Source organism: Rhodanobacter sp. G1 (assembly GCF_055397855.1).
The window spans coordinates 195815-217357 of sequence record NZ_AP039674.1; the positions used below are offsets into that span (position 1 = coordinate 195815).

Genomic DNA, 21543 nt, shown 5'->3' on the forward strand with positions numbered 1-21543 from the left:
GTAGTCAAGCGCTTCCCGCGCAGTCGCCCGGGAGCCGGGGCGGCATCCGCGACGAGGCGGGCCATGGTGCCGGCCCGCGGGTTGCGGCGCCGGAAACGGCACGGGCGCCCGCAGGCGCCCGTGCTCAGGTGCGGCCGGGGTGCCCGGTCAGAAGTTGTAGCGCAGGGTCAGCATGGCCGACCAGCGCGAGACCACGCGGCTGGGGTCGTAGAAGCCGCCGTCGTAGGTCTGCAGCTGCTGCGGCTGGTAGTTGCCGTTCTTGTCGGTGGGCAGCGAGTAGACGTATTGCCCCTGCGCGTTCACGCCGGCGTAGTTGGCGAGGATGCGGGTGGGGTAGATGCCGGTGTTGCGCTGCTGGCCCCAGTTGGAGTTGAGGAGGTTGAGCATGTTGTAGACGTCCAGCCGCAGCACGCCCTTGTTGCCCTTGAAGATGCCGGGCACTTCCTGCGAGAAGCTCATGTCCAGCTCGTTCACCCAGGCGCTGCGGTCGCCGTTGCGGCCGGCGATCTGGCCGCGATGGTCGCGCAGGTAGGGATCGCTGGCGAGGAAATCCTGGAACTGCTGGATCACCTGCTGGCTGGTGCCGGCGGCATAGGCCACCTTGGCGTCGCTCGCCGACGGGACGTAGACCGGATCCCAGCCGGCGATGCTGTCGCCGTTGGCATCGTTGCCGAACACCCAGGTGTAGGGCATGCCGGTATGGCCGCTGTAGAACATCGACACCTGGGTGTTGTAGTCGCCGAAGAACGCATGCTGCCAGGTCAGCGAGGCCTTCAGCGCCTTGGGCACGTTGTAGTTGGAGGTGGCCAGCACGTTGCTGTTCGGGTTCAGCCGCGCCACGCGCGAGTAGGTGTTGTAGGCGATGGTGTCGGCGGCCGGGTCGACGTCGCTGGCGTGGCTGAGGGTAAAGCTGACGTTGCCGAACCAGCTGTCGGAGAACGGCTTGTCCAGCGACAGCGTGAAGCTGTCGGACTTGCCCTTGTGGGTGTTGGTCAGCAGGGTGGAGGCGGTGCTGAAGGCGTGGTTCTGGTTGGCCAGCGTGTCGGCCGTCTTGGGTGCTTCGCCCGGCGTCTTCCAGAACTCCTCGCGGCCGTCGGGCAGCGTGCCGGTGGGCGCGCCGAAGTTCACCGCCTCGTACAGGATGCCGTCGCGCACCTGGATGTGCTCGTATTCCGCCGTGGCCACCATGCCCCACCACGGCAGCTCGCGATCCAGCGCCAGGCTCATCTTCCACACGCTGGGCAGGCGGAAGTCGGGCGAGATGGTGTCGATCGAGCCGGCGCCGGCGGTGCCGGTGGGGATGTTCTGCGCGAACGGGTTCGGGCTGAACGGCGCGCTGGCCGGATCGTACGAGGTGTAGTTGCGCAGGGTGATGCCGTTGTTCTGGAACGGGTTGGTCATCCACACCGTAGGCGGGTTGGTCTGGAACAGGCCCGCGCCGCCGCGCAGCTGGGTCTTGTACGCGCTGTCGAAGCTGTAGTTGAACGACAGGCGCGGCTCCACGATGCGGTTGGAGGAGCCGACGGTGTAGTTGTTGGCGTAGCCGAAGGCCTGCGTGAAGGCTGCGTTGTACTCCGGCTGCGCGCTGGAATGCGGCACGTCCATGCGCACGCCGTACTGCACGGACAGCGCGTCGTTGACCTGCCAACTGTCCTGCAGGAACGGGCTGGTCTGGGTGTACGTCCACTGTCCGGCGATGTCGGCCAGCGCGTAGCCCGGCGCCGGGTGGTACAGCGAATACTTGTTGTAGTCGCCGGCGAGGAAATTGGCGATGCCCCAGAACGTGTACACGCCGAATTCGGACTGGCCGAACAGGTTGTAGATCCGGTTGCGCTGGAAGTCGACGCCGGCCTTGACCGTGTGGTCGCCGAGGTACCAGGTGCCGGCGAAGAAGAAGCTGAGCTTCTTGGTGTCGATCTGGTTGTAGTGGCGGTACTGCTCCTCGCCGAGGTTCACCGAGGGGCCGTTGCCGGTGGGCGACAGGTTCACCGTCACCGAGGGCTGCTGGTACGGCGCGGTGGTGATCTGGCTGTACTTCTGCAGGCCGACCTTGGCTTCGGTGGAGAAGCTGTCGCTCCAGTCGTCGTAGAAGTGCAGCACGTAGTTGTTGGTGGTGATGGCCTTGGTGTAGGTGTAGCTGGTCAGGCCCACGCTGTTCGAGCTGTTGCCGCCCACGGCCGGCAGCATCTCCTTGGTGCGCTGGAAAGTGAAGCTGGCGCGGTGGTTGTTGGAGATGTTCCAGTCGATCTTGCCGAGGTAGCGCTTGTCGTCGTAGGCCAGGCCGGTGGCGCCGCCGAAGTTGCCGGGAGTGAGGCCGAGCTTGGTGGCGGCGTCGATCACCTGCTGCAGGTCGCCCGGCGACACCTTGTTGCTGGTGGACGGGCCGTTGCCCAGCGTGGAGTCCAGCCCGTTGGCGGAATCGGCGCCGATGCCGGTGGTCTTCTCGTGCTCGGCCGACACGAAGAAGAACAGCTTGTCCTTGACGATGGGGCCGCCGACGGTGAAGCCGTAGGTGTCGTCCTTCTGGTAGCCCTTGTAGTGGTAGCCCGGGTTGCTGCTGGGCAGCCAGCCGGCGTCGCCGACCAGGTGGTTGGCGTTGCGGTAGGCGTAGTACACCGAGCCGTGGAATTCGTTGGTGCCGGACTTGGTCACCGCGTTGATGTCCGCGCCCACCACGTCGGAGGTGACGTCGTAGTTCGCGGTGGAGATGTTGTACTCCGCGATGGTTTCGGGCGAGATCGGCGACTTCTGGTAGGGCAGGCCGTTGGCGTTGAGGCCGAACGGGTCGCCCTGGGTCACGCCGTCCACGGCGATGTTGTTGTAGCGGTTGTTCATGCCCGCGGCGGAGATCGCGCCGGTGCCCTGGTCGGTCACGGTGATGCGGGGGTCGAGCCGCACCACGTCGTCGATCGAGCGGTTGCCCTGCGGCGTGGCCTGCAACTGGCGCTGCGAGACCGTGGTGGACAGCCCCTTGTTCTCGGAGGTGAAGGTCTGCGACAGCGCGGAGGCGCTCACCGTGACCGCGCTCAGCGTGCGCGCTTCCACCGCGCCCGCGCCCATGGTCAGGTTGATCGCGGAGGGCTGGCCCAGTTGCAGGTAGACGTTGTCCTGCTCGACGCCGCTCAGGCCGGTCTTGGTGGCGACGACGGTGAACGGGCCGCCCGCGCGCAGGCCCTGCGCCACATAGCGGCCGTCGGCGTCGGTGGTCACCGACTTGGTGGTGCCGGAGGGCACGTGCACGATGGTGACGGTGGCGCCGGCCACCGGCTTGCCGGCGGCATCCAGCACGCGGCCGACCGCGCCGGAGGTGGTGATGTTCTGGGCGATGGCAGGCGACACTGCCAGCAGCGCGGCGATGGCGAACGGAAGCGTGCGGACGCGATTCGAGGCGGTCATGAATTTTCCCTGGTTGGCTGCGGGGTTTCGCTTGTCCCGGCGCCACCACGCTTCCCGGGCGGGAAGCGGTCGGTGCGGCCAGGCTGGCAGACGCGCCCCCCGGCACGTCGTGGGCCATTCTAGGCGGCGTGATGTGACAATGGTTGCATGGATGCGATGACCGTCACGAAACCCGCGGCCGGCGGTCAGAACGCCATGTCGAACGCCACCTCGCCCTGCACGCCCACCTGGTAGGCCGAGACGCGGCGCTCGAAGAAGTTCGTCACTTCCTGCACGTCCTGCAGATCCATGAAGTCGAACGGGTTCTTCGCGCCGTACTTCTTCGGCAGGTCGAGCTGGGCCAGGCGCTGGTCGGCGCAGTATTCGAGGTACTCGCGCATCTCCTTCGGCGACAGGCCGACTACGCCGCCGGAGAGCACGTCCTCGGCGAACTGCGTCTCGCAGGCGATGGCGTCCTCCAGCATCTCCTCCACCTGGGCGCGCATCTGTTCGTCGAACAGGTCGGGTTCCTCGGCGCGCACGGTGCGCACCACCTCGAAGGCGAACGCCATGTGGCAGCTCTCGTCGCGGAACACCCAGTTGGTGCCGGAAGCCAGCCCGTGCAGCAGGCCGCGCGAGCGGAAGTAGTACACGTAGGCGAAGGCGGCGAAGAAGAACAGGCCCTCGATGCAGGCGGCGAAGCAGATCAGGTTGAGCAGGAACTGGCGGCGCTGTTCGCGCGTCTCCAGCCTGTGCAGGTTCTGGATCGAGTCGATCCACTTGAAGCAGAACTCGCCCTTGGCGCGGATCGAGGGGATGTTCTCGATCGCCGCGAACGCCTTGGCGCGCTCGCCGGGGTCGGGGATGTAGGTGTCCAGCAGGGTGAGGTAGAACTGCACGTGCAGCGCTTCCTCGTACAGCTGGCGCGACAGGTACATGCGCGCTTCCGGCGCGTTGACGTGCTGGTACAGGTTCAGCACCAGGTTGTTCGACACGATGGTGTCGCCGGTGGCGAAGAACGCGATCAGGCGGTGGATCAGGTGGCGGTCGGCCGCCGACATCTTCGCGTTGAGGTCGGTGGTGTCGAGCGAGAAGTCCACCTCGTCCACCGTCCAGGTGTTCTTGATCGCGTTGCGGTACATCTCGTAGAACTCGGGGTAGCGCATCGGGCGCAGGGTGAGCTCGAAGCCGGGGTCGAGGATGTGCCGGGGGCGTTCGGGTTGGGCGGACATGGGGGTTCCTCAAGATTTGTGCCGGGCAATCCTTCTCCCATCGGGAGAAGGTGCCCCGAAGGGGCGGATGAGAGTTCGGGTTTTGCGGGGCGTCCATGCAAGGCCGAACCCTCACCCCCGGCCCCTCTCCCGATGGGAGAGGGGAGCAAACGGTGTCACTGGCAGGCTTCGCAGTACTCGGGGTTTTCCAGCGAGCAGAACACGGCGGCGGTGGCCTGTTCCTGATCCACCGCAGGCGCGGCCTTCGTCGCCGACACCGTGGTCTTGGCGATCTTCGTCGCCGGCCGCGAGCGCAGGTAGTAAGTGGTCTTGATGCCGGACTTCCACGCGTACATGTACATCGAGCTGAGCTGGCCGATGTTCGGGTTTTCCATGAACAGGTTCAGCGACTGGCTCTGGTCGATGTAGGCGCCGCGCGCGGCGCCGAGGTCGATCAGCGCCTTCTGCGGCAGCTCCCACACGGTGCGGTAGATGGTGCGTAGGCGTTCCGGGATCGCGCTGATGCCCTGGATCGAGCCTTCCGCCAGCTTGATCGCGTCGCGGATCTCGGACGTCCACAGCCCCAGCGTCTTCAGTTCGTCGACGAGGTAACGGTTGACCACGAGGAAGTCGCCCGACAGCGTCTCGCGCTTGAACAGGTTGCTCACCTGCGGCTCGATGCACTCGTAGCAGCCGGCGATGGAGGCGATGGTGGCGGTGGGCGCGATGGCGATCAGCAGCGAGTTGCGCAGGCCGTTCGCCTTGATCGACTCGCGCAGCGCGTCCCAGCGCGCGGTGTCGTGCGGCCTGGCGTTCGGCCAGTAGTCGAACTGCAGTTCGCCATTGGCGGCGCGGCTTTCGGCGAAGCCCGGGTGCGCGCCGTGTTCCATCGCCAGCTCGTTCGACTGCGACAGCGCGTGGTAATAGATCTCCTCGGCGATGCGCGTGGACAGCGCCAGCGCCTCGGCGGAGTCGAACGGCAGACGCAGCTTGAAGAACACGTCCTGCAGGCCCATCACGCCCAGGCCCACCGGGCGCCACTTGCGGTTGGCGGTGGCGGCGGTGCCGATCGGGTAGAAGTTGAGGTCGATCACGCGATCGAGCTGGCGCACCGCGGTGCGCGCGGTGGCGGCGAGCTTGTCGAAGTCGAACACGCCATCGACGACGTGCCGGGACAGGTTGATCGAGCCCAGGTTGCACACCGCCGTCTCGCCGGCGTTGGTGACTTCCAGGATCTCGGTGCACAGGTTCGACAGATGGATGACGTTTTCCGCCTTCGCCGTCTGGTTGCTGGTGGCGTTGCTGCGATCCTTGAAGGTCATCCAGCCGTTGCCGGTCTGCGCCAGCGTGCGCAGCATGCGCGCGTACAGTTCGCGCGCCTTCACCTTCTTCACGGCGAGGCCGGCGGCTTCCGCCTCGCGGTAGGCGCGCTCGAAGGTTTCGCCCCAGCTGTCCACGAAGTGCGGCACGACCTTGGGGTCGAACAGCGACCACTCGCCGTCGCTTTCCACACGGCGCATGAACTCGTCGGGGATCCAGTTGGCGAGGTTGAGGTTGTGCGTGCGGCGTGCCTCGTCGCCGGTGTTGTCGCGCAGTTCGAGGAACTCCTCGATGTCGCCGTGCCACGGCTCCAGGTACACGCAGGCCGCGCCCTTGCGCTTGCCGCCCTGGTTCACCGCGGCGACGGACGCGTCCAGCGTCTTCAGCCACGGCACCAGGCCGTTGGAGTGGCCGTTGGTGCCTTTGATCAGCGAGCCGCGCGAACGCACGCGCGAGTAGGCCAAGCCGATGCCGCCGGCGAACTTGCTGAGCTTGGCGACGTCGCCGTACTTCTCGTAGATCGACTCCAGCGAATCGGCCGGCGAGTCGAGCAGGAAGCAGGAGCTGAGCTGCTCGTGCGCGGTGCCGGCGTTGAACAGCGTGGGCGAGCTGGCGATGTATTCCAGCGAGGAGAGCAGGCAGTACAGCTCCAGCGTCTCGCCGATCTCGTTGCCGCCCAGCGCGCAGGCGATGCGCATGAAGAAGTGCTGCGGCGTCTCGATCACCTTGCGCAGCTGCGGGTGGCGCAAGAGATACCGGTCGTACACCGTGCGCAGGCCGAAGTACTCGAAGCGGCGCGTGGCCAGCGGATCGATCGCGTCGTTGAGCTTGCGCGCGTTGGTGGCTACGAAGTCGCGCAGGCGCTCGTTGAGGATGCCCAGCTCCGCGCCGCGCGCGATGGACTGCGAGAAGCTCTGGATCTCCTGGCCGCTCACTTCCTTGTCGATGAACGCGCCCAGCAGGCGCGCGGCGAGCTGGCCGTATTCGGGTTCTTCCGCGGTGAGTGCGGCGGCGGTGCGGATGGAAAGCTGGTCGAGTTCCTGCGTGGTGGCACCGTCGTACAGGCCGCCGATGGTCTTCAGCGCCACGCGCAGCGGATCGACGCCGTGCAGGCCCTCGCTGCTGCGGGTCACGGCGCGCACGATCTTGTTCACGTCCACCACTTCCTGGCGGCCGTTGCGCTTGGTCACGCGCATCTGGCCGGGGTTGTGCGGCGGGGTCAGGGCGAAGGCTTCGCCCGCGGAGGCCGGGGTTTCGGCGGGAAGCGGGGACGACTCCACGCGGACGTCGGGACGCTCGCGGGTGACGGTATCGAGAGGCTGCATGTCGGTGGCTCCAGGCCGTGGCGATCAACCGCCTGCTCCCGCGCGCAGGGCTGATGCAGTGGCTGCTCGCGGACGGTCGCCCATCGGGCGCGGCGGCCCGACGATCCGACGCGCCTCCCCGCGGAAGCCGCCACCACCCGCCGTGGCGCTGTGGCCACGACGCGTCGGCAGGTCTTCGGACTCGCGGACGTGGGCCATGGCCCGCCTACTGGTCTCCGCTTCCCGATCGCTGTGGATCAGTGCGCTATCGAGACGTTCGTTTCCGCTTACCGCTGCGGGGCAGTTCCGGATTCGCACCGGATTCCCTTTTGAGCCCGGCCGACGATCGCGTCTGGCAGGGCACCGACAGGCACAACATATCGGGCCAAATCGGCTGGGTCAACCCAACAACTTGTGGATAACCCTTACAAGGCGTCCTGATCCAGCTCGCCGGTGCGGATGCGGATCACCTGTTCCAGCGGGCTGACGAAGATCTTGCCGTCGCCGATCTTGCCGGTGCGGGCAGAGTTCTGGATCGCTTCCAGCACGCGCTCCAGTTGATCGTCGGCCACGGCGGCCTCCAGCTTGATCTTGGGCAGGAAATCGACCACGTACTCGGCGCCGCGGTACAGCTCGGTATGGCCCTTCTGGCGGCCGAAACCCTTCACCTCGGTCACCGTGATGCCCTGTACGCCGACCTCGGCCAGCGCCTCGCGCACGTCGTCGAGCTTGAACGGCTTGATGATCGCCACGACCAGCTTCATGGGTATTCCTCGGGCAAAGGGCATCGCGGTGCGATGCGGGCAGGCATTTTGCCTCCGTGGCCCGCCGCTGTCGCGTGGGAGATACCATGTAGGGCAATCCCTACACCAAATCACGGAGCCCGCTGATGGTGCGCCCACCCTGCGTTCGCAGACACTGTGCCTCGACAAGTTCGAGGCGCCATCCATGATGGATAGGCTGGATATCGATCAGCTGGCACGACGCCTGGCATCGTTGGTTCCGCCCGGAGTGGCACAGGCGCAGCAGGATCTGCGAACCAATTTCCACGATGTTCTGGCACAGGGATTGCGCCGCCTCGACCTGGTCACCCGCGAAGAGTTCGACGTCCAGACCCAGGTGCTTGCGCGCACCCGCGCCAGGGTCGAGGAACTGGAGCGGCGCGTGGCCGAACTCGAGGCCGCCGTCGCCGCCCGCGGGGACTAGCCTCCCGGGAGCCGCCCCCGATCCGTCACCCTCACCCCGAGTTTTGCGGTCGGGGGCGGTTATTTACGACTGAAGCCGTGCATGGAGTGGTTCGATGTGGGTGCACGACAACGGCTTCGCGGCAGGCCGGTTCGCGCGTCGACAGGGAGCGGTCGCATGAGCCTTGCCGTCACCCTCAGCCGGGCCCAGGCAGGCATCGCCGCGCCGCAGGTGATGGTCGAGGTGCATCTGTCCGGCGGCCTGCCGGCCACCAGCATCGTGGGCCTGCCCGAAGCCGCCGTGCGCGAGGCGCGCGACCGCGTGCGCGTGGCGATCCAGAACACCGCCTTCGAATACCCCGGCCGCAAGGTCACCGTGAACCTGGCGCCCGCCGAGCTGCCCAAGGACGGCGGCCGCTTCGACCTGCCGATCGCGCTGGGCATCCTCGCCGCCAGCGGCCAGGTGCCGCGCGAAAAACTGGACGACTGCGAGTTCCTCGGCGAGCTGGCGCTCAGCGGTTCGCTGCGCAGCGTCTCCGGCGTGCTGCCGGCGCTGCTGCGCGCGCGTGCGCGCGGGCGCAAAGTAGTGGTGCCGCGCGCGAATGCAGCCGAGGCGGCGCTGGTTTCCGAAGTGGACGTGCGCGTGGCCGACACGCTGGCCGAAGTCTGCGGCTGGCTGCGCGGCGCACAGGATCTCGCCACGCCGGTAGGCGTGGCCGGCGAAGGCGGCATCTACGACGGCCCGAACCTGCGCGACGTGCGCGGCCAGCTGCAGGCGCGCCGCGCGCTGGAAATCGCCGCCGTGGGCGGCCATCACCTGTTGCTGGTGGGGCCGCCGGGCACCGGCAAGACCATGCTGGCCGAACGCCTGCCCGGCATCCTGCCGCCGCTTTCGGAGTCCGAGGCGCTGGAAACCTGCGCCGTGCTGTCGGTGGCCGGCCAACCCACCGACACGGCGCGCTGGCGGCGCCGGCCGTTCCGCGCGCCGCACCACACCGCCTCCGGGGTGGCCCTGGTTGGCGGCGGGTCGCAGCCGCGGCCGGGCGAGATTTCGCTGGCGCACAACGGCGTGCTGTTCCTCGACGAACTGCCGGAGTTCAGCCGGAACGTGTTGGAAGTGCTGCGCGAGCCGCTGGAATCCGGCCAGATCGTGGTGTCGCGCGCGGCGCGGCAATCCACTTTTCCCGCGCGGTTCCAGCTGGTGGCGGCGATGAATCCATGCCCGTGCGGCTATGCCGGCGATGCGCGCCGCCGCTGCCGATGCACGCCCGAGCAGATCCAGCGCTATCGCGCGAAGGTATCCGGGCCGCTGCTGGATCGCATCGACCTCGCCGTCGAAGTGCCGCCGCTTCCGCTGCACGAAATGGATGCCGCACGCGGCCCGCACGACGAGGATTCCGCCACCGTGCGCGCCCGCGTGCTCAACGCGCGCCGCCATGCGCTGATGCGCGCGGGCCGGCCGAACGCGGAGATCAACCACCGCGAGCTGGAGCGCGACTGCGCGCTGAGCACGGTTGAGCGCCGCTGGTACGAGCAGGCGCTGGAGAAGCTCGGCCTGTCCGCGCGCGCCTACCACCGCGTGCTGCGCGTGGCGCGCACCATCGCCGACATCGACGGCGGCTCCGCCACGCTGGAGCGCGAGCACCTCGCCGAGGCGCTGCAATACCGCCGTTTCTGAGCGGGAGCGGATGACGGAGCGTGTTTCGTCTCGTGCTGTCGGTCGCGTTTCTTGCCTCCCTGCGACACCGCGTGTTTCGATAAGGCCGGCGGGGCGAACCCAGGGGTGGTCTGATCAATCGGCTGCTTGCTCGTCATTCCTGCGAGGCGCTTTTCAACGACCGCAAGGTCGGTCAAGCAGGAATCCAGTGTCTTTTCTTTACAATAGCTTAGAAGCTCTGGATCCCGGCTTTCGCCCACTACTGTCCGGAATAATTTTGAACATTCGTGGCCGGGGTCTTTCTCGTCATTCCGGCGCAGGCCGGACAAGCGCGAAGCGCGCAGAACGCCCGCAGGGCGGCCCCGAAGGGGCGAGCGAAGCGAGTCATCCAGTGGCCGTGCGGCCTGAGCGAACATGGTCGCTACTGGATCCCGGCCTTCGCCGGGATGACAGTCTGGATAGGTGGTCGTTATCGGAAATGAAGTCGCCTTCTCGCCATGCTTCGTGCAAGCGGCGCGGGCCTTCATCCTTCGACACCATCCCCAGATTATTCCGGACAGCAGTGGGCTTTCGCCGGAATGACAAGCAAAATCAGAGCTTCCCCAAGGATCGCGATGGGCATTGAACCGGGTCTGGTGCTCACCGGCATGCTGGTGATCGGTTTCCTGTGCCAGTGGCTGGCGTGGCGGGTGAGGGTGCCTGCCATCGTGTTTCTGCTGCTGGCGGGCCTGCTGCTCGGGCCGGTGTCCGGTCTGCTGCGCCCCGATGCGCTGCTCGGCGGCCTGCTGTTCCCGATGGTGTCGCTGGCCGTGGCCGTGATCCTGTTCGAAGGCAGCCTGGCGCTGCGCTTCCACGAGCTGCCCGGCATCGGCGGCGTGGTGCGCGGGCTGGTGAGCTACGGCGCGCTGGTGACCTTGCTGATGCTGGCTGTGGCCGCGCACGTCGTGGCTGGCGTGACATGGCCGATCGCCTTCCTGTTCGGCGCGCTCACCTGCGTCACCGGGCCTACCGTGATCGCGCCGATGCTGCGCACGCTGCGGCCGAACGCGCGCATCGCGAATGCGTTGCGCTGGGAAGGCATCGTGATCGACCCGCTGGGCGCGCTGTTCGCGGTGCTGACCTACGAAGTGGTGGTGTCGCGGGAGGAAGGCCACGCGCTCAGCGTGTTCCTCGGCACGGTGCTCTGCGGCGTGGCGGTGGGCGCGCTCGCGGCGTGGCTGCTGGGGCTGCTGCTGCGGCGCCAGCTGATTCCCGAATACCTGCAGAATTTCGGCGTGCTGGCCACCGTGCTGCTGGCCTTCACGTTTTCCAACGCGCTGGCGCACGAGTCCGGCCTGCTCACGGTGACGATCATGGGCATCGCGCTGGGCAACATGCGCGGCGTGCATGTCGACGACATCCTCGACTTCAAGGAACACCTCACCATCCTGCTGGTGTCGCTGCTGTTCATCGTGCTGGCGGCGCGGCTGCCGTGGCCGTTGCCGGGCGACCTGCTGTGGAAGGGCCTGGCGATCTTCCTCGTGGCGCAATGCGTGGTGCGGCCGCTCAGCGTGCTGGCCGCCAGCCTCGGCAGCACGCTGAGCTGGCGCGAGCGCGCGCTGCTCGGCTGGGTGGCGCCGCGCGGCATCGTGGCCGCCTCGGTCTCCGCCCTGTTCGCGTTGCGGCTGCAGGCGCTGGGCGTGGCGGGCGCGGACGCGCTGGTGCCGCTGGTGTTCATCCTCATCATCGGCACCGTGGTGCTGCAGAGCGCCACGGCGCGGCCGTTGGCGCTGTGGCTGAAAGTGGCCGAGCCGGAACCGCGCGGCGTGCTGATTTTCGGATCCGACGCGGTGGCGCGCGGCGTGGGCAGGGCGCTGCACGAGGCGGGTTTCCGCGTGGTGCTGGCCGACGACGACCACGACGGCATCCGCCGCGCCCGCATGGAAGGGCTGAACACCTTCTTCGGCAATCCGGCTTCGCCGCATGCCGAGCGCAATCTCGATCTCGTCGGCATCGGCCGCCTGTTGGCGATGTCGGTGCATCGCGAGCGCAACACGCTGGCCTGCGTGCATTACCGGCAGGAGTTCGGCCGCCACAGGGTCTACCGCCTGCGCGTGCTTGCCCCGGAAGAGAACACCGACCGCAACGCGCTGGCCGACACGCTGCTGGCGCCGCCGCTGTTCGACGAGTCGATGACGCATGCCTGCTTCGCGGAGCGGCTCGCACGCGGCTGGCGCATCAAGTCCACGCGGCTCAGCGCCACCTTCGGCTGGCCGGATTTCGTCGCGCAACACGGTTCGGACAGCGTGCTGCTGTTCGGCGTGGAGGAAAAAGGCGCGTTGCGCGTGGCGTCGACCAAGCGCGCGCTGGAACCGATGCCGGGCTGGACGGTGATCGCGCTGGTTCCGCCCGCGGCCGGCGACGCCTAGGCGACGTTACTTCACCGCCAGCGCCAGCACGATGCCGATCCATACCACCAGGCCCCACCAGTTGTTGTGGCGGAAGGCGGCGAAGCAGGCGCCGCGCTCGCGCCTGCGGATCAGCCGCAGCTGGTACGCGAACAGGCCGGTCGCCGCCAGCAGCGCCAGCCAGTACGGCCAGCCCAGCTGCGCGCGCTCGCCCACGAACACCATCGCCAGCAGCAGGGTGGCCATCAGCACGCCGAGGATGGGCAGGTCGGCGTCGCCGAACAGGATCGCGGTGGATTTCGCGCCGGCCTTGAGGTCGTCCTCGCGATCCACCATCGCGTACTCGGTGTCGTACACCACCGACCACAGGATGTTGGCGATGAACAGCAGCCAGCCCAGCGGTGGCACCGTTCCCGCCACCGCCGCGAACGCCATCGGGATGGCCCAGCCGAACGCCGCGCCCAGCACCACCTGCGGCAGGTACGTCCAGCGCTTGGTGAACGGGTAGATCGCCGCCAGCGCCGCGCCCGCGAAGGAGAGTTCGATGGTGAGCCGGTTGGTGAACAGCACCAGCACGAAGGCGAACACCAGCAGCGCGCCGAACACCCCCAGCGCCTCGCGCGGCGTCACCCGGCCGCTGGCGATCGGCCGCCCGGCGGTGCGTTCCACCTGCGGGTCGAGCTTGCGGTCGGCGTAGTCGTTGATCGCGCAGCCCGCCGCGCGCATCGCGAACACGCCCAGCGTGAAGATCGCCAGCGGCTTCAGCGGCGGCCAGTCGCCGGCCGCCAGCCACAGCGCCCACCAGGTCGGCCACAGCAGCAGCAGTGCGCCGATGGGGCGATCCATGCGGGTGAGCACCAGGTAGTCGCGCACCTTCTCCCGATGCCGTTCCGGCAGCCTGCGCAGCAACCCGTCCAGCACGCCGTTGGCGCGCGCGGAGCTGTCGGCCGGGCGCGCGGCCGTGGCCGCCTTCGCCTTCGCAACGCGCGGCGAAGACGAGGGGGCTGGTTTGCGCCGCTGGCGCTTGCGCGGGGTGGAGGCCATCGGCGAAGTTTAACGTGCGGGGGCGAGGGGCATGGCGTGATGCAGTGCGGGGAATGACAATGGCGCATCCCCCAGGCTCGGCAGGCGTGCGGTGCGTGTGCTCGCGCGGGGTTGGGATCCATTGCCCGGAGGCAGGACATGTTGGCGACGATTTCCGAAACCGCGGTGCTGCTGGTGGCCTTGCTGCACGGCTATTTCCTGGTGCTGGAAATGTTCCTCTGGGACAAGCCGGCCGGCAGGAAGGCGTTCGGCCTGTCGCAGGAACGGGCGGCGGCCACGAAGGTGTTGGCGGCAAACCAGGGCCTGTACAACGGCTTCATCGCCGCCGGCCTGCTGTGGGGCGCGATCCGCGGCGCGGCGGGTTACGAATTCAAGATTTACTTCCTGCTGTGCGTGGTCGTCGCAGGCGTCTATGGCGCCGCGACGGCAAGCCGCAAGATCCTCTACGTGCAGGCGCTTCCCGGCCTGCTGGGCCTGTTGCTGGTGATTTTTTCGCGCTGAACGCCACGGCATTGCGGCACAACCCAATCTGGATTCGAGGCTTCCCGACGCATGGCCACCGACCGCGATTTCATCGATTACGTGACCGGGCAAGCCGCGCTCGGCGAGCGGCTCTCGCACAAGAAGATGTTCGGCGAATACGCGCTGTACGTGGACGGCAAGGTGGTGGCCTTCGCCTGCGACAACAGCCTGTTCGTGAAGCCTTCCGCCGCCGCGACGAAGCTGGCGCCTAAGTTGCCGCAGCGCCCGCCGTATCCCGGCGCCAAGGACTATCCGGTGGCCGACGAACTGCTGGACGATTCGGACGCGATCCGTTGCCTGTTCCTCGAAACGGCGGCGCTGATGCCGGTGCCGAAGCCGCGCAAACCCGCGGTGGCAGGCAGGCGCGGCAAGTAGCCCGCGCACGGTTCCCCATGCGTCGAGGTCGGGGTCGCCCGATGCGCGCGGCATCGTGCCCGACGTAGCCGCGAAGCCCTGGCGCCGCGCCGCACGCCGCGTCTTCATCTGGCTGTAGGCGGATTTTCACAAAGCGGATTCATCATGCGCTGCGCACCGTCACGGACGGTCGTCGAACTCTCCATCACCGCAAGCGGCGTCCTCGCGAGATGCGCCGCAAAGGATGCCTGCGCATGTTCAGCCGTCGCACTTCGCTCCACCTGTCGGGCCTCGCCCTGGCCATCCTCGCGACCCTGCACGGAAACGTGGCCGTTGCGGCCGACGATGCGCCCGGCGCGGCGCCTGCAACGGCGGCCGCGCCCTCCAGGGACAATGCCAAGTCGCTGACGGCGGTGTCCGTGGTGGCGACCGGCGAGACACGCCAGATCCAGACCATCGGCAGCAAGGACATCGAGGCCGCGGCGCCGGGCACCAGCGCGCTGAAGGTGCTCAACGAGCTGCCGGGCGTGAACTTCCAGTCCTCCGATCCGTGGGGCGCCTACGAGTGGTCCACGGCGATCAGCCTGCACGGCTTCGACCAGAGCCGCCTCGGCTTCACGCTGGACGACATCCCGCTGGGCAACATGTCGTATGCGGTGAGCAACGGCCTGCAGGTGACCCGCGCGATCAGCTCGGACAACATCGCCTCGGTGCAGCTGGCGCAGGGCGCCGGCGCGCTGGGCACGCCGGCCAACACCAACCTCGGCGGCACTGTGCAGTTCTATTCGGCCGATCCTGACGTGCAGGCGGGCTTTCGCTTCAACCAGGCCTTCGGCTCGGACGACACTCATCGCACCTTCGTGCGGCTGGACACGGGCGACTACCACGGCTTTTCGATGTACGTGTCGTTCGACCACGCCAACACCGACAAGTGGAAGGGCTACGGCTCGCAGGAATCCAACCAGGCCAACCTGAAGGCGCTCTACCAGTGGGGCGACGGCAACCGCGTCAGCCTGTTCGTGGACGACTCGCGCCGCAAGGAATACGACTACCAGGATCTGTCGCTGACCAGCCAGCGCGTGCTGGGCTGGAACTTCGACTACTGGCAACCCGACTGGAACACCGCGCTGCAGGCCGCCAAGGCCTACCAGGCCACCGGGCAGTACGGCGGCGTGGCGAACGGTTATCCGTCCTCGCTGGCCGGCCTGCCCGCCGACTACGACTGGCTGGATGCGGACTACTACGCGGGCGGCGGCATCCGCAACGACACGCTGGACGGCCTCAGCGGCAGCTTCAACCTCGGCAACGACCTCACCTGGAACGTGGGCACCTACTACCACGACGACCGCGGCGAGGGGCAATGGGTGACGCCTTACGCGCCGTCGCCGGCGTCCGGCCTGCCGCTGGCGATGCGCACCACCGACTACGGCCTGGATCGCTACGGCGTGACCAGCTCGCTGCAATACACGATCGGCAACAACGACATCGAAGTGGGCGTGTGGGGCGAGGACTCCAGCAACAACGTCGAGCGCAATTACTTCAACCTCGCCGGCCCCTACACCGGCCTGTGGCGGTTCTACGACGGCGAGACGCCGTTCCTGCGCGGCTTCCTGCAGCACTACACCTACGACACGCGCATGGCCTATGCCGAGGACACCCTGCATTTCATGGACGACAGGCTGACGGTCAACGTCGGCGCCAAGTCGCTGCGCTCCACCAGCACGTCGGATTCGCTGGTGGCCACCAGCGCGTTCGCGCAGGGCAGCATCAAGGCCAGCAAGGGCTTCCTGCCGCAGGCCGGCCTGGACTACAAGCTGGACGAGCGCCAGGACGTCTACGCCTCGTACAGCAAGAACATCAACGCCTACGGCGCGCTGCCGTTCTCCACCTCGCAGGCGACGTTCGACGCCAGCAAGGGCACGCTCAAGCCGGAAGGCTCGCAGACGCTGGAAGCCGGCTACCGCGTGCACGGCGAAACCTTCGAGGCGGCGGCCGACCTGTATTACACGCGCTTCAGCAACCGCCTGCTGCAGACCACGCCATGCTCGGCGGTGCAGACCTGCGCCAGCCAGTTGGACAACGTGGGCAGCGTGGACAGCAAGGGCGTCGACCTGTCGCTGATCTGGCGCCCGGTCGCCGGGCTGCGCTGGCTCAACACGCTGTCCTACGACAGCTCCAAGTACCAGGACGACTACCTCAACGGCGGCGTGGTCGCCACCAAGGGCAAGTACGTGGTGGGTATCCCGAGCTGGATGTTCACCTCCGGCGCGGACTACCGCGCGGGCGCCTGGGACTTCACGTTCGACGGCAAGTACACCGGCCGGCGCTACATCACCTACACCAACGACTCGCAGGTGCCGTCGTACTGGCTGTTCAACGCGGGCGCGAGCTACGACCTCGGCGCGCTGGCCGGCTTCCGCGATATCCGCCTGGCGCTCAACGTGACCAACCTCGCCAACAAGCACTACTTCGCCACCACCGGCACCAACGGCTACGTGGCCGCCGATCCGGAAGGCTACAACCAGACCCTGCAGGCCGGCGCGCCGCGGCAGGCGTTCGTCAACGTCAACGCGCAGTTCTGACGCTTCCCCGTGCCGGCCGGTTCGCGGCCGGCACGGTGGGCGGACGGCATGGCCGCGAGCCGATCCGCGGCCTTTCTTCCATCTCTCGGGATCACCCATGAAGCGTCGTCTGTTGCCGCTGGCCCTTTTGCTCTCGTCGGGCGCGGTTTCGCTGAGTGCCTGCCAGCAGGCGGCGAGGCCGTCTCATGTCACGGAAACGGTCACCGGCGTGGTCGGCGGCGCGGTGCCGGTGGCGGGCGTGCCGGTCACGGCCACCGATCATGCGGGCCATCATGTGGCATCCGGCGTGACGGACGCGCAGGGCCGCTACTCGCTCGCGCTTGACGGCGCCGGCCCCTACGTGCTGACGGCGCCGTTCAACGGCGACGACGGCGCGCCGGCCACCTTGTCGGCCGTCGTCGCGCCCGCGCCGGGACAGCAGCGGAGGGTGGCGAACCTCGACCCGATCACCACCTTGAAGGCGCAACGCGCCTTGGGCGCAGTGCTGGACGGCGCGCCGGATGCGGCGCAGATGACCGGGCTCGATGCCGCACGCATCGCCGCGGCGGGACGCGCCGTCGACGACGTGTTCGCGCCGCTTTACGCAGTGTTCCGCGTGCCTGCCGATGCGTCGGCCGATGCGTCGTCCCACGCCGATGCCGGCAATCCGCTGCGCACGCTGTTCTCGGTCGTCCACTTCGACGTGCGGCACGGCAGCGCCAGCGTGGGCAGCGACGCCGACCGCGCCGTCGTCGCCGTTCCCGCGCAAGGCGCGCCCTCCGGCGCCGTGCCCGCGCGCGCGGCGGCTTCGGCGCTGGCCATCGCGCAGGGGCCGACCACCACGCCGATCCGGCACGTCATCGTGGTGATCGGCGAGAACCAGACCTTCGACGGCCTTTTCGGCGGCTATGCGCCGGCCGCCGGGCAGTCGGTGCGCAACCTGCTGTCCGAAGGCATCGTCAACGCCGACGGCACGCCCGGCCCGAATTTCGCGCTGGCCGCGCAGAGCAAGGGCGCGCCATTGCAGGCCTATGCCCTGCAACCCGAACGCGCGGGCCGCTACGCCACGCTGCCGCAGCCGTTGCAGATCGGCGAGATGAACCCGGTCACCTTCCAGAGCGCCGGCGGCACGCCGGACACGCGCTTCCCCGCCGACCTGCCCAACGGGCCGTTCCCGATCACCCGCTACGTGCCGTACCGCAACGCCGGCAAGGACGGGCTGGCGGCGGTGGTGGTGACCGGCGACCCGGTGCACCGCTTCTTCCAGATGTGGCAGCAGACGGGCGGCGACAACGGCAGGCTGGACATGTTCACCTGGGTGGCCGCGAGCGCGGGCATGGGCGGCGACACCAAGGGCGTCAGCCCGGCCAACCCGGCGCAGGGCGGCGAGCTGATGGGCTTCATGAACATGTCCGCCGGCGACGCGCCGCTGTTCCACTCGCTGGCGCGGGACTACGCGCTGAGCGACAACTACCACCAGTCCGTGATGGGCGGCACCGGCGCCAACTTCTTCGCCATCGCCACCGCCGACCTGCCGTTCTTCAACCGGGATGACGTGCCCGCCACGCCGCCGGCCAACCAGATCGAGAACCCCGATCCGCTGCCGGGCACGCCGGACTTCTATACCCGTGACGGCTACGAGGGCGGTTCCTACGTGGACTGCTCCGACCCGAAGCAGCCGGGCGTGGCCGCCATCCTCGCCTTCCTCGACGCGCGGCGCATCCCCAGCAAGTGCGCACCCGGCGCCTACTACCTGGTGAACAACTACAACCCCGGCTACGACATGGACGGCCGCCCGCAGCCGATCGGCCCGGACAACTACACCTACCCGCCGCAGACCGTGCCGACCATCGCCGAGTCGCTGGCGAGGCACGGCGTGAGCTGGAAGTGGTACACCGGCGCGCGCGACGCGGCGGACGTCGCCGCGGAAGCGGCCGCGCTGCACGTGCCGGTGGCGAAGGCGCAGATGCTTCAGTACAACAACATCGGCGATCCGCTGGCGGCCTCCGCGAAGGTGATGGGCGATCCGGCGCTGAAGTCCCGCCTCGCCGGCCTCGCCACGCTCGACAGCGACCTCGCGCACCACACGCTGCCGGCGGTGTCCTTCGTGGTGCCGAAGAACCTCGACAGCGGCCATCCGGGCTATTCGGCGCCGGCCAGCTACGAAGCCTTCCTCAAGGATCTGCTGGCCAGGGTGCAGGCCGACCCGGCGCTGTGGGCGCACACCGCGATCCTGATTACCACCGACGAGGGCGGCGGTCACTTCGACACCGGCTACATCCAGACGCTGGACTTCTTCGGCGACGGCCCGCGCATTGCGCTGCTGGCGGTTTCGCCGTATGCGCGCAAGGGCGTGGTCGACCACGCGTACGGCGATCACGCCTCGATCCTGAAGTTCATCGAGCGCAACTGGCGCCTGCCGCCGCTGTCGCCGCGCAGCCGCGACAACCTGCCGAATCCGGTGACCACGGCCGGCCACCCGTACCGGCCGATCAACGGCCCGGCGGTGGGCGACCTGATGTCGCTGTTCCGGTTCTGAGCGGTCGCCGCAGCTTGGGCGAAGCCATGCGTGTCGTGCGGACGAAGAAGCATCGCATCGGATCGGACGGGATCAGGGCCGCCCTTGTTGCGGCGTTGGCGCTGGCCGCCATGGGCATCGCCGGTACCTGCCTGCCGGCAGTCGCGCGCGAACGCGTCGCCGCATCAACCGATGCGGCACGCGATGCCGCCATCCGCCAGTGGGTGCGCTACCCGCCGGTGCCCACGCGATTGAGTCTGCGGGCGGAACTGGGCAGGCAGTTGTTCTTCGACACCGCGCTGTCCGCCTCCGGGCGGATGTCCTGCGCCAGTTGCCACGATCCCGCGCATGCCTATGGGCCGCCGAATGGTCGCGCGGTGCAATTGGGCGGGCGAGACATGCGCCACGCGGGCACGCGCGCGGTGCCTTCGCTGCGCTACCTGGACAACACCCCGCTGTTCACCCTGAACTACTTCACCCCCGGCTCCGAAGACGCCGAATACGAAGGCCCCACCGGCGGCTTCGACCGCGACGGCGCGGCGGCCTCGCGCCGGCAACAGGCCGCCGGCCCACTGCTCGATCCGGACGAGATGGCCAACGCGACGCCGGCGGCGGTAGTCGCGTCGGTGCGCGACGGCGCGCACGCGCGGCAGTTCGAGCAGGTCTTCGGCGCGGACGTGTTCCGGCATCCGCAGCAGGCGTTCGACGCCATCGGCGCGGCGCTGGAAGCCTTCCAGGCGGAAGACCCGAGTTTCCATCCCTACACCAGCAAGTTCGACGCGGTGATGTCGGGCCACGCCCGCTTCACCGCGCGGGAGCTGCGCGGCTACGCCCTGTTCAACGACCCGAGGAAAGGCAACTGCGCGTCCTGCCACATCGACGTGCCGGGGCCGGGCGGCCGGCCGGCGGTGTTCACCGACTACGCCTATGAAGCGCTGGGCGTGCCGCGCAATCCGGCGATCCCGGCCAACCGCGATCCGCACTACCACGACCTGGGCCTGTGCGGCCCCAAGCGGCATGACCTCGCCGCGCAGGCGCAGTACTGCGGCATGTTCAAGACGCCGACCCTGCGCAACGTCGCCACGCGCCGGGTGTTCTTCCACAACGGCTACTTCCACACGCTGGACGCGATGATGCGTTTCTACGTCGAGCGCGATACCGACCCGCGCCAGTGGTACCCGGTGGTGCGCGGCAAGGCGCGGAAGTTCGACGACCTGCCGCTCCGCTACCGCGCCAACGTGGATCGCAGCGACGCGCCGATGGATCGCGCACCCGGCGACAAGCCTGCGCTCGACGCGCGCGAGATCGCCGACGTCATCGCCTTCCTGCAGACGCTGGACGATGGTTATTCGGCCAAGCCGGGTGGGGCGCCGTAGGCAACGCTTCCGCGCGACCTGCGGCGGCTTGTCTGTCCTGTGCGCAAGAGTGAAGAGACGTCGCCTTCATGCGTATGCCGTTCTACGATGGGTTCCATCGCGGCGCATCTCGCACGATCGGGTGTGCCGGGACGATGCGCTTGCGCATCCGAGGATTTCCCCTGCCGTGTGGAGCCGACATGCCCAAGTCCCTCGACCATATCGCCCTGATGGTGCGCGATCCCGCGCGCAGCGCGCGCCTGTTCGCGCAGGTGTTCGACGATGCGCGCGTGGAACTCGGCGAAGGCGACCACGACACCGAGGTTCGGCTGGGCGGGGTCTGCCTGGTGCTGGTGCGCGGCACGCCGCCAGCCACGCGGAACGGCGACCACATCGCCTTCGCGGTGGACAAGGCCGAGCAGCTGGCCTGCGCGGAGCGCTTGCGCGCGGCGGGTATCGAATGCCTGATGGCGCGTGGCGACACGGCGTTGTACTTCGACGACTACGACAACCACGTGTTCGAGCTGGAAGTGACCGAAGGCGGTTGATGCCGCGTCATAAATCCGGCCAACAAATGGCGGCCACCGGTGTCCTTCGACTCCGTTTCGCTACGCTCGGGGCGAGCGGTGAGTCCATCACCATGCCTGCTTGGGAAGCTCTGGTTTTGCTCGTCATTCCCGCGAAAGCAGGAATCTGGCGTTTCTGCCTTCAATGGCATGCAGACACTGGATCCCGGCCTTCGCCAGGATGA

The 21543-nt window shown here is 68.1% G+C and carries 14 protein-coding genes and 1 riboswitch; of the genes, 9 read left to right on the forward strand and 5 right to left on the reverse strand.

Going from position 1 to position 21543, the window contains the following annotated elements:
- Positions 1 to 147: 147 nt before the first annotated feature.
- From ACZ5Z2_RS00790 to glnK, 4 genes are all read right to left on the reverse strand, one after another.
- Entirely contained in the window at positions 148 to 3396 is a 3249-nt protein-coding gene (locus ACZ5Z2_RS00790) for a TonB-dependent receptor (protein ID WP_464760082.1), read from the reverse strand.
- A 185-nt stretch (positions 3397 to 3581) separates the two neighbouring features.
- Positions 3582 to 4607: a ribonucleotide-diphosphate reductase subunit beta gene (locus ACZ5Z2_RS00795; protein WP_464760083.1), complete on the reverse strand. Its 1026-nt coding sequence runs from the start codon at positions 4605 to 4607 to the stop codon at positions 3582 to 3584.
- 155 nt (positions 4608 to 4762) lie between these two features.
- On the reverse strand, positions 4763 to 7231 hold the full coding sequence (locus ACZ5Z2_RS00800; protein WP_464760084.1) for a ribonucleoside-diphosphate reductase subunit alpha: 2469 nt from the start codon (positions 7229 to 7231) through the stop codon (positions 4763 to 4765).
- A gap of 148 nt (positions 7232 to 7379) precedes the next feature.
- Positions 7380 to 7593, reverse strand: a riboswitch (cobalamin riboswitch).
- Between the two features lie 42 nt (positions 7594 to 7635).
- Positions 7636 to 7974: a P-II family nitrogen regulator gene (gene glnK, locus ACZ5Z2_RS00805; protein WP_464760085.1), complete on the reverse strand. Its 339-nt coding sequence runs from the start codon at positions 7972 to 7974 to the stop codon at positions 7636 to 7638.
- A 184-nt stretch (positions 7975 to 8158) separates the two neighbouring features.
- On the opposite strand from glnK, the gene ubiK reads away from it, so the two are divergent.
- The 3 genes from ubiK (at position 8159) to ACZ5Z2_RS00820 (ending at position 12459) form a co-directional block, all read left to right on the forward strand.
- Positions 8159 to 8416 carry a ubiquinone biosynthesis accessory factor UbiK gene (gene ubiK, locus ACZ5Z2_RS00810; RefSeq protein WP_464760086.1) on the forward strand — a complete coding sequence of 86 codons (258 nt, stop codon included), beginning with the start codon at positions 8159 to 8161 and terminating at the stop codon, positions 8414 to 8416.
- Positions 8417 to 8572: 156 nt separating this feature from the next.
- On the forward strand, positions 8573 to 10072 hold the full coding sequence (locus tag ACZ5Z2_RS00815) for a YifB family Mg chelatase-like AAA ATPase (RefSeq protein ID WP_464760087.1): 1500 nt from the start codon (positions 8573 to 8575) through the stop codon (positions 10070 to 10072).
- A 593-nt stretch (positions 10073 to 10665) separates the two neighbouring features.
- Complete coding sequence (locus ACZ5Z2_RS00820) at positions 10666 to 12459, forward strand: cation:proton antiporter (protein ID WP_464760088.1); 1794 nt, start codon at positions 10666 to 10668, stop codon at positions 12457 to 12459.
- Positions 12460 to 12465: 6 nt separating this feature from the next.
- On the opposite strand, the gene ubiA is transcribed toward ACZ5Z2_RS00820, so the two are convergent.
- The gene (gene ubiA / locus ACZ5Z2_RS00825; protein WP_464761634.1) at positions 12466 to 13359 is read right to left on the reverse strand and encodes a 4-hydroxybenzoate octaprenyltransferase; all 894 of its coding nucleotides are present in this window, start codon (positions 13357 to 13359) and stop codon (positions 12466 to 12468) included.
- 264 nt (positions 13360 to 13623) lie between these two features.
- On the opposite strand from ubiA, the gene ACZ5Z2_RS00830 reads away from it, so the two are divergent.
- From ACZ5Z2_RS00830 to ACZ5Z2_RS00855, 6 genes are all read left to right on the forward strand, one after another.
- Positions 13624 to 13983: a DUF1304 domain-containing protein gene (locus tag ACZ5Z2_RS00830; RefSeq protein ID WP_464761635.1), complete on the forward strand. Its 360-nt coding sequence runs from the start codon at positions 13624 to 13626 to the stop codon at positions 13981 to 13983.
- A 51-nt stretch (positions 13984 to 14034) separates the two neighbouring features.
- Positions 14035 to 14379, forward strand: coding sequence for a TfoX/Sxy family protein (locus tag ACZ5Z2_RS00835; RefSeq protein WP_464760089.1), 345 nt, complete (start codon positions 14035 to 14037; stop codon positions 14377 to 14379).
- 233 nt (positions 14380 to 14612) lie between these two features.
- Complete coding sequence (locus tag ACZ5Z2_RS00840; protein WP_464760090.1) at positions 14613 to 16940, forward strand: TonB-dependent receptor domain-containing protein; 2328 nt, start codon at positions 14613 to 14615, stop codon at positions 16938 to 16940.
- 97 nt (positions 16941 to 17037) lie between these two features.
- Positions 17038 to 19458, forward strand: a complete 2421-nt coding sequence (locus ACZ5Z2_RS00845) for an alkaline phosphatase family protein (RefSeq protein WP_464760091.1) — start codon at positions 17038 to 17040, stop codon at positions 19456 to 19458.
- A gap of 110 nt (positions 19459 to 19568) precedes the next feature.
- Positions 19569 to 20813 carry a cytochrome-c peroxidase gene (locus ACZ5Z2_RS00850; protein ID WP_464760092.1) on the forward strand — a complete coding sequence of 415 codons (1245 nt, stop codon included), beginning with the start codon at positions 19569 to 19571 and terminating at the stop codon, positions 20811 to 20813.
- Between the two features lie 179 nt (positions 20814 to 20992).
- Positions 20993 to 21340: a VOC family protein gene (locus ACZ5Z2_RS00855; protein ID WP_464760093.1), complete on the forward strand. Its 348-nt coding sequence runs from the start codon at positions 20993 to 20995 to the stop codon at positions 21338 to 21340.
- Positions 21341 to 21543: the final 203 nt, after the last annotated feature.

Bases quoted from the DNA above. Each gene is read 5' to 3' on its own strand.
- ACZ5Z2_RS00790 (WP_464760082.1), bottom strand. From the start codon at position 3,396: ATGACCGCCTCGAATCGCGTCCGCACGCTTCCGTTCGCCATCGCCGCG.
- ACZ5Z2_RS00795 (WP_464760083.1), bottom strand. From the start codon at position 4,607: ATGTCCGCCCAACCCGAACGCCCCCGGCACATCCTCGACCCCGGCTTC.
- ACZ5Z2_RS00800 (WP_464760084.1), bottom strand. From the start codon at position 7,231: ATGCAGCCTCTCGATACCGTCACCCGCGAGCGTCCCGACGTCCGCGTG.
- glnK (WP_464760085.1), bottom strand. From the start codon at position 7,974: ATGAAGCTGGTCGTGGCGATCATCAAGCCGTTCAAGCTCGACGACGTG.
- ubiK (WP_464760086.1), top strand. From the start codon at position 8,159: ATGATGGATAGGCTGGATATCGATCAGCTGGCACGACGCCTGGCATCG.
- ACZ5Z2_RS00815 (WP_464760087.1), top strand. From the start codon at position 8,573: ATGAGCCTTGCCGTCACCCTCAGCCGGGCCCAGGCAGGCATCGCCGCG.
- ACZ5Z2_RS00820 (WP_464760088.1), top strand. From the start codon at position 10,666: ATGGGCATTGAACCGGGTCTGGTGCTCACCGGCATGCTGGTGATCGGT.
- ACZ5Z2_RS00835 (WP_464760089.1), top strand. From the start codon at position 14,035: ATGGCCACCGACCGCGATTTCATCGATTACGTGACCGGGCAAGCCGCG.
- ACZ5Z2_RS00840 (WP_464760090.1), top strand. From the start codon at position 14,613: ATGTTCAGCCGTCGCACTTCGCTCCACCTGTCGGGCCTCGCCCTGGCC.
- ACZ5Z2_RS00845 (WP_464760091.1), top strand. From the start codon at position 17,038: ATGAAGCGTCGTCTGTTGCCGCTGGCCCTTTTGCTCTCGTCGGGCGCG.
- ACZ5Z2_RS00850 (WP_464760092.1), top strand. From the start codon at position 19,569: ATGGGCATCGCCGGTACCTGCCTGCCGGCAGTCGCGCGCGAACGCGTC.
- ACZ5Z2_RS00855 (WP_464760093.1), top strand. From the start codon at position 20,993: ATGCCCAAGTCCCTCGACCATATCGCCCTGATGGTGCGCGATCCCGCG.